This window comes from Anaerostipes faecis (genome assembly GCF_910574135.1).
In the GTDB taxonomy this organism is placed as follows: Bacteria; Bacillota; Clostridia; order Lachnospirales; family Lachnospiraceae; genus Anaerostipes; species Anaerostipes hominis.
In genome coordinates, this window is sequence record NZ_CAJSYK010000009.1 from 72,001 (window position 1) to 85,275 (window position 13,275).

Here is a 13,275-nt window from a genome sequence, read left to right on the forward strand (position 1 = left end):
TAAATAGTTTATGATGCGGCAGGAGGAAATAAAAATGTTTTTGTTTAAAAAGAAAAAAGAGAAAGCGGCGAAAGAAGAGGCTGTACCTGAAATCAGCCGGGAAGAGCTTTTAAAAAAGGCCGAGGCCATACAAAAAGAGCTTCCGGATCTTTCCGGGGAGGAGCGGAACAAGGCGCTGAACGAGCTTGGGAGCCTGTACTTTGAGGCTGAAGAGACAGACAAGGCAATCAGAGCATATGAGACCAGCCTTTCAGAGAGCAAAGCCCTTGGTAAGGCATATACCGATCTGCTGAAGCTCTACAACATAAAAAGAAGAGAAGCTTCGGAGGCAAAAGATGATGCAAAGATGAAAGAATACATGGATAAAATTGACGGGCTGATGAAACTGTCTAAGGATGTCATTCGTGGAAAAGCGTAAAGGAGATAACCGATATGTATAGAAATTTAATTGACTTGTTTAAAGAAAATGAAGGAAAGGGGGCTGTGGGTGCTTTTAATGTGCACTGTTTCGAGATGCTTCCGGCTATGGTCAGAGCGGCAGAGGAACTTGGCGTGCCTGTGATCTTACAGACTTCTCTCGGCACTGCCAGATACATCGGATTTGAACCGCTGATCGCCGCAGTGAAGGCAATCGCTGAAAAATCTGCTGTAAGCGTTGCCTTACATATGGATCACTGCAAAGATATTGATGCACTGAAGGAAGCTATTGACAAGGGATATTCCTCTGTCATGTATGACGGGTCCTCTCTGTCTTTAGAAGAAAACATCAAAAATACAAAAGAAGTGGTTGCCTATGCCCATGAAAGAAATGTATCCGTGGAAGGTGAAGTCGGCTCCATCGGCGGTGCGGAGGAAGGTGTGGTCGTTGCCAAGGATGACGCCATGTATACGAAACCGGAAGATGCCCTTTATTTTGCCGAGAACACCGGGGTGGACGCACTGGCTGTTTCCATCGGGACAACTCACGGGCAGTACAAATCCAAGGCAAAGATCAACTATGAACTGCTGGCCGAACTGAAAGCGAAACTTGGGGATACCGGTCTGGTTCTTCACGGAGGCACCGGAGTGTCCGACGAAGATATGAGGCGCTGTGTCAGAGAAGGAATGAAAAAGATCAATGTAGGCACAGAACTTAACAAATCCTATATCGAAGTAGTGAGAGAAACTTTTACCGGAGAGGATGTGACCCCTCTGACTTCATTGAGAAATCTTCTCGGGCCTGCAAATGACAAGGTCGCAGATGTTGTAAAAGAGAAAGCATCTTTATTCAGAATCTAAGGGGCAGAAGATAAAACCGGGAAAACGCATCTTACTTTCCCGGTTTTATCTGTTACAATAGTAAGTAAGAAACCAGTTAAACAGCCGCTTTAGTTTCAGAGAGAAGGAGCCTTGTTATGAAGAGAAATGAAATCTTAAAAACTGTTGACCACACACTGCTTGCACAGACAGCCGTATGGGACGAGATCAGAGTGATCTGTGATGATGCCATTGCCTACGGGACGGCTTCCGTCTGTATCCCGCCGTCTTTTATTAAAAAAGCCAAAGAATATGTGGGGGACAAGATGAAACTCTGTACGGTCATCGGCTTTCCCAACGGTTATTCCACCAGTGAAGTAAAGGAATTTGAGACAAAGAATGCCCTTTTAAACGGTGCTGATGAGATCGATATGGTCGTGAATCTGGGAGATGTAAAGGAAGGCAATGATGATAAGGTTATTGAAGAAATTCGTCTTTTGAAGAAAGCCTGCGGTGACAAGATCCTGAAAGTGATCGTGGAGACCTGTCTGCTGACGGAAGAAGAAAAGATCCGTATGTGCCGGGCAGTAACGGAAGCAGGAGCTGACTTCATCAAGACATCCACGGGATTTTCCACGGGAGGCGCTGCGTTTGAGGATGTGGAGCTGTTTAAAAAGCATGTGGGAGAGGGAGTAAAGATCAAGGCCGCAGGCGGAATTGCTTCTTTTGACGATGCAGAACGCTTTCTTTCACTGGGCGCAGACCGCCTTGGAACCAGCAGGCTGATCAAGATCATGAAGGAGGAATAGCCTATGGCAGTAGTCTGTGTAGGGCAGTCTGCCTATGATATTGTAATTCCATACGATGGAGAGCTGACAGAAAATCAGAAGTACCGTGTCAGAGACCGGCTGGAGTGCGGGGGAGGCCCTGCCATGAATGCGGCTTATCTCTGTGCCCTGTGGGGAGAGGAAACCAGCCTCATCAGCCGTATCGGTGACGATGACTATGGAAAAAAGCTTAAAAAAATCCTCAGAGAAGCGGGGGTCGATACGTCCCATCTCGTAGAGGAAGACGGGATAGAGACACCTTACAGCATTATCCTTTCCAATACAGGAAACGGAGCCAGGACAATCTTTAATTTCCCAGGAGAAATACGGTACCGGCAGTATACCTATCCCAAGCTTAATGTGAGTGTGATCTTAAGCGACGGACACCTTCCCAAACTCAGCATCGGGGCCATTGAGAAATATCCGTCGGCACTGTCCGTACTGGATGCGGGAACCTGCCGTGAAAGTACCATGGAGGTGGCGCCATATGTGGACTATATTGTCTGTTCAGAAGACTTTGCCAGACAGTATACAGGGAAGGTCGTGGATCTGAATAACCCCGGACTGTGCAGAGAGATTTTCGGCCGGATTCAGAGCATCAACCAGAAGCAAGCGGTGATCACTCTGGGGGAAAAGGGATTGCTGTACGAAGAGGACGGAGAACTGAAACACCTTCCCGCCTATCCTGCCAGGGCCGTTGATACGAGCGGAGCCGGGGATATCTTTCACGGGGCATTTGCCTGTGGACTGGCAAGAAAGATGCCTCTTAAAGATATTTTAAAGCTGAGCTCCATGGCCTCTGCTATTTCAGTGGAAAGTCTGGGAGGGCAGAGTTCCATACCGTCTCTGGATTTGACGGAACGAAAGCTAAAGGAGCAGGAAAGATGAAAAGGACTTTGATTTTACTGGCAGGGTATCCAGGCACCGGAAAGACTTATATGTGCAATAAGATTTTGGAGCAGGAGAAGGATTTTCAGGTGATCTCTCAGGATGACATGAAGGAACAGCTTTGGGATGAGTTTGGCTTTGACAACATGGAAGAAAAGACGGCTCTGGAGAATAAAAGCTGGACACTTTATTATGAGCGGACAGAAGAGGCCATGAAACAGGGGAAACGGCTGATCTCGGATTATCCGTTCAGCGAAAAACAGAGAGGAAAGCTCGAAAGACTCTGTGAAGAATACGGATATCAGCCTGTTACGATCCGCCTGGTGGGTGATCTGGATGTCCTTTTCGGGCGGTCAAAGCAGAGAGATCTGGATACAAGCCGTCACTTGGGTCATGTGGTGAGCCGTTATCACAAAGGGGATGTGCTTCTGGACCGGACGAAAGGCGACTGCTTTGTGGATTATGATATCTTCATGGACCGGTGCAGGAACCGGGGTTACGGAGAATTCTGTCTGGGGAAACTCATCGAAGTAGACGTGACCGATTACAGCAAGATAGACTACGATAAAATATTAGGACAGTTGAAAAAGTGGCTTTAGAGACAGCCATAAACCTCATTCTATAATTAGGATGGGGTTTTTTATTTTATGGGGAAGTTCTGCGACCTTCCCCATGAAAAAAAGCTCCGCGGATTGTGCACAACTTTGTTTTAGTAAATTTTTGTGAAAAACTGCGATTAGTCTATTAGGTTTCTTGTAATTCCGTTTCTGCTGTGCTATAATTATGCTAAATCATTAAATGAATAACAAAAGGAGATTTTACGTATGAGAGAAAGGGAATTAACAAACAGGGAAATACTGATCATGAAGTGTGCATGGAGCTCAGAAAAAGAATTGTCGGTGCAGGAGATGCAGGGAAGGCTGAAAGAACAGTTCGGCTGGGATGCAAAGCGTTCTACGCTCCGTACATTTCTTGTGGATATGGAAGGAAAAGGATTTATAGCGATCGAAAGGAGGGGGAGGCATTCTTATATAAAGGTGCTGGCCGAGGAAGATGAGTATAAAAAGACCCAGACAGCAAAGATGCTGGATTTCTGGTTTGACGGGTCCAGTCAAAAGCTGATAAGCGCATTGACAAATGAAGTGACCGAAGATTCAGTGGATCATCTTATGGGGGTATTAGATGAGCTGGGAGACGATTGAGGTCCTGATTCGGGTATTCACAGGAATTTTCCTGTGTTCGGCGACAGGAAGCGTTTTATTTCTTTACTGGAAACCTGTCAGCAAATATTTGGAGAAAAAAGGGGATGCAAAACTCAACTATGCGATTTTAAAGGTTATTATTTGTGCATTTTTTATTCCAGTGCTTTCTGTCATATTTGAGGATCTGTCACATAAGTCCTGGCTGTTTTCTTCTACTGCTGTGATCAGAAACATTACGGAGATAACAGGCGTAATATGGCTTGCTGGAGCCGCAGCTTCGGGGTGCTTTTATTTTTTGAAATACAGGCGTCTGAGGAAGTCACTTGAGAATTTCTGTATTTGCAGCAGACAGACTCAGAAAATTGCGGATGAGTGCAGAAAAAAACTGTGTGTACGGCGAAAAATCACTGTTTACCAAAGCTACCAGGTTCCCGTGCCGTTTATCTGCGGGGTAATCAGCCCTGAGATTATACTGCCGGAGGAACGTTACACGAAGCAGGAACTTGAGATCATTCTTCTGCATGAGATGGAACATTATAAACAGAGGGATATTTTTTGGAAACTGATGTGTAATGTCCTGGCCTGTGTTCACTGGTTTAATCCGCTGAAAAAGCAGATCTGCAGTCAGGTGGAGGATTGGAGTGAGGTGTCCTGTGATGTCCATGTGCTGAAGGTGTTCGGAAGCCTGAAACAGTATTTCAGCACGATCATTTCGATCGCCGCAAGAAAAAGCGGATACCGGCAGTATCTGGCCTCTGCACTTTATGAAAACAGCAGAGGGCTGGAACTGCGGATGCGGAGAACCGCCTCTATCAGGAAGATGAAGGGATTCCCGTGGAAAAGCGCACAAATATTTTTCATCTGTTTTTGCACTCTGGGAGCGGCAACGATCTCTGCAATATCTTATGGATATTATAGAGGATACATATATTTAGAAGATAAGACCAGCAGCAAAACAATATTAAAAGAAATGGATGCACCCAAATTAATGAAGGAAAAGCAGAGGAAGGGGACCTCATTGTCGAAACAGAGGATGATGGAAGACGAAGTACCTGGCAAAGAAAAAGATATATGGATAGACTGGTGGCCGAAAGCAAACGAATTTTTGATGAGTAAGAAATTTCAGGCAGAAAAAGGAGACAGAATCCAGATGATGTTGTTATGTTCGGAGAATGATAACCCAAATGTTAACAATAATGAAATACTCGCAGGAGTCATAACACCGGATGGAACGCAGAAGTTTGTCTGTGATAAAGACAAGCTACAGCACAGCTTTTTGATAAAGGAAAGCGGAGAATACCAGTTTTTTGTAGAAAATCAGACAACAAAGAAGATTCAGCTGGCAGGAGATTATGAACTTATTACAAAAAAACGATAAAGGAAGAGCAGGAATGAGAAAAATATTATTAAAAGCTATGGCAATCGCAGCGGCCTGTGCATTGATCGCTGCCCCAATGCCTGTGTTCGCAGAAGAAGTGGACGGAGAGACAGAATATTTTTCAATGGAAGACGATCCGGATGTGACTGTTGAGACTGTGGATGAAGTGCTAATGACTACATATTCTACAGCGTATGCACTGAATTGGTCTGTGGGAAATAAAATTTCAAAACAGACAAAAGAATTCAGCAAAACATCAGGGAGTACAGTGTCCATCTAAAGCAACCAGTACTGTAAATAGAACTTTTACAATTACAGAGCCAGGAAAATACAGAGTATTTGTTGAGAACAAATCAGGGAAGACCATTACTGTCAAAGGAAATTACCGGCGGTAGTGATGAGATAGATGGAAAGGCGGTGATGCCGAAGAAAAAACAGACAGGACTTGCAGTAGCAACGACACATAAGAAGGCGGTTATAATAAAGAGCCATGCAATACAAATGGCGGCCAAACCAGATATCTGCAAATGCAGATAGCGTATCACATGGACGTCTTTATTATAACAGACAGTACAACTGGATGAAAGGAGAAGAGTTATAATGAAGAAATTGGTAAAGCCAACAATCTGTGCGGCTCTGTCATTTGTTTTAATGTTTACATCTGTTCAGTGGAGCGGCATTCTTGCCGGACCAAGGCGGGTAAATGCCGAGGCATCAAAAGATGTAAAAGAAGTCATTGACAGCGAGAGCACAAAAAATTCAACTACATTCCGCCTGTCCAACGGAAAGAAGGAATCTGTGTTTTACGGACAGGATGTAAGGTACGAAGATGAAAATGGAAATCTGAAAGACTATGATCCGACCCTTGTGGAGATTAAAGACAAGACCAGCGGGCACGGACATAATCTGAAAGACTATCAATACGAAAACAAAGACGGGGATAAAAAGCAGTATCTGCCCAAGAAGCTGACGGAATCCACTCCGGTTTTGATGGAGCATGATAAGTATGAAATCTCTTTTGCACCGATCACTGGAGAAGAAGAAAGCGGCATTATGACACAGGACCAGCAGAAAGAAAAAACAGAGGAGAATGCATTTTCTTGTATTAATAAGTTAAAAAGGACAAAACTCCAGAGAGAGGAAGTCCTGACGGCAGAAGACAAAAAAGAAGAGCTGCCGGTCAGTGTGGCATACGAGTCAGAAGATAAAAACTGTACGTTTTTATATCAGTCACTGGACACGGGAGTGAAAGAAAGTGTCACATTAAAAGAGATCCCGGACAGCAATCAGCTGAAGTTCCGGTTTTATGCCAAAAACCTGACAGCAAAGAAAAACATCGGGGACGGCGGCATCACGTTCTATGACAAAGAAAGTGAAGACATCATTGCCTCACTGGAAGCCCCGTCAATGAATGACGACACGAAAGAAGCATACAGTGAAAAATTGTCCTATGATATTGAACCGATCAAAGATGAGAAAGATACCTATGAATTGACCCTGACACTGGATGAGGAGTATCTGAAAGACAAAGACCGCAAATATCCGATTACGATTGATCCCACAGTCACATGGAACGGATCAACAGATTTTTGGGACGTGTATGTGATCAACGGAAGTTACAAAAACACCAATTTTTATGATTCCGGCGTAACGGCTATGATGGCGGGAAAAGCCAGCAAGGGAACATACCGTACATACCTGAGATTTAAGGATTTCACGGCAAAGATTAAAAATAAGTACGTGGACACTGCCACATTGACCATGTATGAAACCGGTGACAGCACCAGCGGCCAGACGATTGAGGCAAGGAGAGTCACTTCTAACTGGTCAAGACCCGGACTTACATGGAGTAACCGTCCCGGATATTCCACAAATTATGGAAGTGTGACGACAACGGGAACCACCCATAAAGCAAGGAGCATCAACCTGACCAAATATGCCAGGGAGTGTGCAAACGGATCTATCACCTCCTACGGCGTCATGCTGAAAAATGCGGATGAAACAAAGAAATACGGGCAGTTTTACAGTTCCAGGTATTCAAATGCAAGTTATAGACCCAAAATGAGTGTTACATATTATGACGGGCCGACAACTCCGACTTCTGCTTCTGTGACTCCGCAGTATATGAAGAAGGGACAGACACTGACAGCGAAATGGGCAGGCATCAGTTCCAAATCCTTAAACAGGGTAGAATACAGAGTTGCAACCTTTGATCCTGCTAAAAATGTGGAAGTGAATTCCAACTACCGCGCTTATTCCGGAAGCACAAAGCTTGGGACAACAGGAAGCGGAAGTGCATCGGTAGCAGACAGTAAGAACTGGCCGGAGGGATGCTATAAGTTCGTCATCCGAGGTGTGGACAACGGAGGGATCAACGGTACTGGAAAAGGATATATATTTTATGTAGGCGGGGCAAAACCAGTGATCCATGACGTGATCGTACAAGGGGAAGGAGCAAAAGGAACAACGGAAGATAATCCATCTTCTGACATTGCTCCGGTTTTGAGCTGGCATGTTTCAGATACATATTTAAGTAAGGTCGAATATAAGGTAGAGAATGGAAGCTATATTAATTTAGGAAATAGTTCAGCCGGAAGCATTGCTATTAACAGTGCATCTTTTAATGAAAATAGGTCTTACACTGTTACTATACGAGTTACTGATAAAGTGGGAAATCAAACAGAGAAAACAGTACAGTACTACTATGAAGATAAAGCCAAAGTATCTGATTATCAGCCAACCGAACCAGAGGTAAAGTCATCTTATGGGAAAGCACTGATTTCATGGAAACAAAGTTCGGCGAATCTTCCGGGAAGTATTTATTATGAAGTGCATTGGGGAGAAAGTGCAGACTTTACTCCAGATGACAGCAATCTGGTACGAAGTGCTGTTAAAGATACCTATGTCGCTGATATGAATACAGGTGACGGAAAAGAATACTATTATAAAGTATGTGCAGTGAAACTTGCAAAATCAGGAAAGGTACTATCAAGAAGCAATTATGTTACAACGGGAAAAGTAAGACAGCAAGAAGCAAGAGAGTTTGAGCAGTATCTGGGAGAAAAAGACTATCGGGACACACTAGAACTATCGACACCAAATGGAACTGGTACTATTGATAAAGCCAGCGGAAATCTGACTTATTCAGGAGATGACTTTGATATTAATGTGGGTGGAATGGGGTTATCCTTGACCAGAACCTATAATAGCCAAAGTAAGAAAGCAGGTATGCTTGGAAATGGATGGTATGATACCTTTCATAAGCAGTTATATCAAGTGGGAGATAACCTTATCTTTCAAGATAGTGATGGAACTTATATTACCTTTGAGAAAAATGGAAACTCTTACACATCCAAAGAAACAAAAGATTATACACTGTCACTGACTGAAAATAATTCGAAGGCGTCCACTTTAAAAAATGCCGCAAAAAGCACCGTTTTGGTCAATACGAGAGCAAATAACATATTAGGAAGAAGTACATCAAGAACAGCAACATATAATCCAAGCCATAATACAAAGACAGAAACAGGGGAAATACAGCCCGTAATTTCGGAAAAGAGTGTAATAGTCGTTTGTACATTGACAGATAAAAATAACACAACATATCAGTTTGATGCCAATGGTCATATGACAGGAATGGAAGATGCCAATGGAAACTATGTTCTGTATGGATACAATGAAAAAGGACAATTAGAAACAGTAACCAGCAATAAGAATCAAACATTAACTTTAAAATATAACGGAGGAGACGGTGAGGATGCAGACCGGTTAAAAGAGATTGTCTTGCCGGATGAGACAAAGGTTTCCTATACATATGAAAAAGGAAATCTGATCAAAGCCACACACAGTTCCAAAGATGGAGGAGACTCTGTTGTCTATCACTATGCATATGATTCAGAAGACCACTTAATAAACATCCAGGATGCAAAAGGGAATGACTATGGAATCTCTTACCAAGGACAAAAGGCGAGTAAAGTCACAAAACCGAATGGATCTTATCAACAACTCACTTATGGAGATGGAACAACAGCGGTATCCAATCATAAGAATGGGGGAGTGAAGCTTTCCGAAGACTCAATTACTTATGATACATCCAATGGTAAATTATTATCAGCCACGGATGTCAATGGGATTACAACGACTTATAATTACGCAGATGCATCCAACAATTTGCTGCAGACAGGAACCACAGCCAAAGTTTATTATCAAACTTTAACAGATGGGGTGGTAAACTTTGCATCTGATGATAAGATTACAACGAGTACGACATATAATGCCGATGAAAATGTAGTCAAAGAAGTAGATGAGACTGGACAGGTAACAACCACAACCTATGGAGACAGCAAAAATAAAAATCTGCCGACCAATGAAGTGACCAGCAATGAAGATGGGAAGGTCTCCAATGTTACAACAACCTATGATGAAAATGGAAATCCTTTAACAGAGAAAGATTCAGTTGCTGATACTGAGACAAAATATTTATATGATAATAAAAATAACTGGGAGATGACAGATGAATGGCAGTATGAAGAGGGAGAAGAGATCTCACATGAAAAAGTAGACAGCGAGGAATTGGATCATGAGGTAAAAGAATCTAGTACTTTGACCCAGGGGAAGATAGAAGAAATTTCTACAGCAAAACAGGATAACATGGGTCGTGAGATCTACAGCAAAGATGAAAAGACAGGGGAAGAGACTTCGATTTCTTATGATTTCATGGGGAGAGTTACGAAATCTGTAAAGTCTCTTGATGGAATCAGTCAAACAGAGGTGAAGTCTTATGATGCCAATGGAATGACGGTATCTGAAACTTCTAATACAGGGATTACTACTTCTTATGAGTATGATTCACTAAATCGTGTGACAACAGCTACGGAAAGTGCCGATGGAAAAACAAAGACTACAAAAACAGCGTATGGATATGAAGATGCGAATATCCATACCTTAGATGGTACAAAAGTATATCAGAATCTAGCTGTACAGACCGTTACGACCAATGGGACAGTTACATCAAAAAGTTATACAGATTCAGAGGGAAATGTAGTGCGTACTCTGAATGACGGAATTTATACGGATTATGTATTTACAGGAGATGGAAAAGAAATAGCATCCATTGTTCTGGGGACAAACAAAACCGGGAAAGAAAAGGTTACAGTTCAATTGTTTGATAAAGAAGGGAATCAGACACACATCATTCGAAATCCAAATGTAACGGCAGGAAACATTACATTACAAAAGGATACGATCGTTACAAAAGCAGCCTACGATGCTAATGGTAATGAAACAGCAGAAACGGATGGAAAAGGAAATGAGACTACTTATACCTATGATGATCAAAACAGGATCACAGGAGTGTCCCAGGATGGAGGAAATGTCAGCAGTACGATATCCTATGCCATGTTAGATGGAAAAAAAACAACAAGTATCACGGATGCCAAAGGTCATGTGAATATGGAAGTGACAAATGAGGCGGGACTTACGGAAAGTAGTATAGACCAAGGAGATGCAGAAGAGCGTATTTCTACAAAATATTCTTATGATGACAGTGGAAATAAGATAAAAGAAACTTTTAACAATGGAGCATATAAAGCCTACAGTTATGACAAAAAGAACCGCATAACCAAAACGGAATCTTTTGAAGCACCGGAAGTAGGAGAAAGTAGTGGAACAAGGACATTAAAAACAGCTTATCGGTATGACGCACAGGACAGGCTTTTAGAAGCAATTGATTATAGTGTTGTAGGAAATACAGAAACGGCTTACCGCTATACAGAATATACATATGACAGCCGGGGAAACGTAACAAGCTTTGCAGAACTCAGTCAAGAGAGCCAACCAACGGCTGAAGAGATATCAGCGAAAAAGATCCGTTATGTTTATGATAGTGAAGGAAAACTCACAAAAGTTGCTTATCCAACCATAAAAGACGGGGTACAAGGATTAACTTATGAATATAATGAGAATGGATGGCTTATAAAAGTTGAGGCAAATGTAAAAACTGGAGAAAGCAGTACCGAAAAGACGATCCGAAGCTATTCCTATGATTCCTTTGGAAAAGTAAAAGAAATCAAAGATTACAGGAATATTCTTTCTGCTGGAGACAAGGCAGTAAGAAAAATCTATACTTATGATAGTTTTGACCGCGTGAAAGAAATGATATACACAGATCTTGAGCATCCCGATACGGTGATGGAATCTTATACCTATGAGTATGATAAGAATTCCAATATCACAAAAAAAACAGAGGTCAACAACTATCCACCAGAAGGTGAAAAAAAGATTGATGAATCAAAGGATTATACCTATGATGCCTTGGGAAGACTCACAAAAACGATAACAACCAATCATAAAAAAGATGATGAAAAGAAAACGACTACCTATGAGTATGATAAGGTTGGAAACCGTACTTTGGAGAATGTAAACGAGAAGGCTACAAGCTATAATTATAATGGGTTAGACCAGGCATTGACGGCGACAAAATATGAAGGTGTCAGCGTTTCTGAACAGATCCAGTATGAGTATGATGCGAATGGAAATGAAATAAGCCAGCATAGTACGAAAACAGGAGAAACTACAAGGAGAAGTTATGACGCAGAGAATCGACTGAGTAAAGTGTCTGTAGAAAAAGATGGGAAGACTATGACCATTCAGGAAAATCAATATAATGGGGAAGGACAGAGGATACGGAAGACAGAAGGAGATACCGTAAGGAACTATTATTACCAAGATGGAGTGGTTTCCTATACGACAGATGCAGCCAAGACACAAACAAGCCAAAATTTAATTGGACTGGAAAGAAACATCATTGGAACAGAGCGTTATGATGGTAACCAGACTTCCTATTATATGTATAATAAAGATATCCAGGGAAGTACGACAAGTCTTGTAAAAGAAGATGGAAGTGCTGATGCAACCTATCAATACACAGATTTCGGAGAGACAACGATCAGTGGAGCTAATCAGGCCAGAAATGAAATTTGTTATACAGGTGGGATTTATGATAAAACTACAGCTTTTTATTATCTGAATGCAAGGTACTATAATCCTGAAGGTGGAAGATTTGCCACGGAAGATACCTATCGTGGGGAGCCAAATGATCAAGATACATATCACTTGTATACGTACTGTGCTAATAATCCAATTAACTATGCAGATCCAAGTGGACATAAGAAAGAATGGATTAGTAAGAAAAAAGGAAATGTATACAAGAGAAGTTTTAAAGAAATGCGTATATGTACGGATGGTAGAATTGCAAACAAATATGAAAAAAAGAAAAAGAGACCTTATGAAGATAAAAATCATCAGGGAAAAACAGCATGTTTTGGTAATGTAGTTGCATCTGATGCGGTTCCGTATATTGTAATACCTTCCAGTATGAAAAAGTATAAATTTTCTTCAGGAGTAATTGTGAATAGAAAAAATGGGGATTATATGTACGCTGTAGTTGGTGAAACAGGTGGTACCAAACCAGTTGGTGAGGTATCCATATATGCGGCATGGAAAATGAATTACATAACGCCACCGAAAAACCATCAAGTATACGAAAATCATAGAATCGGAAATAAAAGTCAAAATGGAAGATGGAAGATTATTCTTTTCCAAAAATCTGCTCCAAACTCTAAAAAAGCAAAAAGTGGATGGAAATATAAAAAAACGAGTACACTTAATCCCCAGATAAAAAGTGTAGGACAGAAATGTTATAAAGGAACAGGAAAATGCTTAAATTAATCTATATTTGTTGGAA

The 13,275-nt window shown here is 41.8% G+C and carries 10 protein-coding genes; all 10 read left to right on the plus strand.

Annotated features, from left to right (window positions below):
• Positions 1–34 precede the first annotated feature (34 nt).
• The 10 genes from QGT46_RS08010 to QGT46_RS08055 all read left to right on the plus strand — a co-directional run bounded on the left by QGT46_RS08010 (position 35) and on the right by QGT46_RS08055 (position 13,259).
• Positions 35–418, plus strand: a complete 384-nt coding sequence (locus tag QGT46_RS08010) for a tetratricopeptide repeat protein (RefSeq protein WP_287519984.1) — start codon at positions 35–37, stop codon at positions 416–418.
• A 14-nt stretch (positions 419–432) separates the two neighbouring features.
• Entirely contained in the window at positions 433–1,278 is an 846-nt protein-coding gene (locus QGT46_RS08015) for a class II fructose-bisphosphate aldolase (protein WP_024728700.1), read from the plus strand.
• Positions 1,279–1,394: 116 nt separating this feature from the next.
• Positions 1,395–2,045, plus strand: a complete 651-nt coding sequence (gene deoC / locus QGT46_RS08020) for a deoxyribose-phosphate aldolase (protein WP_024728699.1) — start codon at positions 1,395–1,397, stop codon at positions 2,043–2,045.
• Between the two features lie 3 nt (positions 2,046–2,048).
• Complete coding sequence (locus QGT46_RS08025) at positions 2,049–2,951, plus strand: PfkB family carbohydrate kinase (RefSeq protein WP_287519986.1); 903 nt, start codon at positions 2,049–2,051, stop codon at positions 2,949–2,951.
• Positions 2,948–3,550, plus strand: coding sequence for an AAA family ATPase (locus QGT46_RS08030; RefSeq protein WP_287519988.1), 603 nt, complete (start codon positions 2,948–2,950; stop codon positions 3,548–3,550). Before QGT46_RS08025 ends, QGT46_RS08030 begins: the two co-directional genes overlap by 4 nt.
• A gap of 225 nt (positions 3,551–3,775) precedes the next feature.
• Positions 3,776–4,153, plus strand: a complete 378-nt coding sequence (locus tag QGT46_RS08035) for a BlaI/MecI/CopY family transcriptional regulator (RefSeq protein WP_024728696.1) — start codon at positions 3,776–3,778, stop codon at positions 4,151–4,153.
• Positions 4,134–5,531, plus strand: a complete 1,398-nt coding sequence (locus QGT46_RS08040; RefSeq protein WP_287520014.1) for a M56 family metallopeptidase — start codon at positions 4,134–4,136, stop codon at positions 5,529–5,531. The genes QGT46_RS08035 and QGT46_RS08040 overlap by 20 nt, the downstream gene beginning before the upstream one ends.
• 13 nt (positions 5,532–5,544) lie before the next feature.
• Positions 5,545–5,811 carry a hypothetical protein gene (locus QGT46_RS08045; RefSeq protein WP_301590277.1) on the plus strand — a complete coding sequence of 89 codons (267 nt, stop codon included), beginning with the start codon at positions 5,545–5,547 and terminating at the stop codon, positions 5,809–5,811.
• 62 nt (positions 5,812–5,873) lie between these two features.
• On the plus strand, positions 5,874–6,068 hold the full coding sequence (locus QGT46_RS08050) for a hypothetical protein (RefSeq protein WP_301590279.1): 195 nt from the start codon (positions 5,874–5,876) through the stop codon (positions 6,066–6,068).
• A gap of 63 nt (positions 6,069–6,131) precedes the next feature.
• Positions 6,132–13,259, plus strand: coding sequence for a DNRLRE domain-containing protein (locus tag QGT46_RS08055; RefSeq protein WP_301590281.1), 7,128 nt, complete (start codon positions 6,132–6,134; stop codon positions 13,257–13,259).
• Positions 13,260–13,275: the final 16 nt, after the last annotated feature.

Bases quoted from the DNA above. Each gene is read 5' to 3' on its own strand.
- QGT46_RS08010 (WP_287519984.1), top strand. From the start codon at position 35: ATGTTTTTGTTTAAAAAGAAAAAAGAGAAAGCGGCGAAAGAAGAGGCT.
- QGT46_RS08055 (WP_301590281.1), top strand. From the start codon at position 6,132: ATGAAGAAATTGGTAAAGCCAACAATCTGTGCGGCTCTGTCATTTGTT.
- deoC (WP_024728699.1), top strand. From the start codon at position 1,395: ATGAAGAGAAATGAAATCTTAAAAACTGTTGACCACACACTGCTTGCA.
- QGT46_RS08040 (WP_287520014.1), top strand. From the start codon at position 4,134: ATGAGCTGGGAGACGATTGAGGTCCTGATTCGGGTATTCACAGGAATT.
- QGT46_RS08045 (WP_301590277.1), top strand. From the start codon at position 5,545: ATGAGAAAAATATTATTAAAAGCTATGGCAATCGCAGCGGCCTGTGCA.
- QGT46_RS08030 (WP_287519988.1), top strand. From the start codon at position 2,948: ATGAAAAGGACTTTGATTTTACTGGCAGGGTATCCAGGCACCGGAAAG.
- QGT46_RS08025 (WP_287519986.1), top strand. From the start codon at position 2,049: ATGGCAGTAGTCTGTGTAGGGCAGTCTGCCTATGATATTGTAATTCCA.
- QGT46_RS08035 (WP_024728696.1), top strand. From the start codon at position 3,776: ATGAGAGAAAGGGAATTAACAAACAGGGAAATACTGATCATGAAGTGT.
- QGT46_RS08015 (WP_024728700.1), top strand. From the start codon at position 433: ATGTATAGAAATTTAATTGACTTGTTTAAAGAAAATGAAGGAAAGGGG.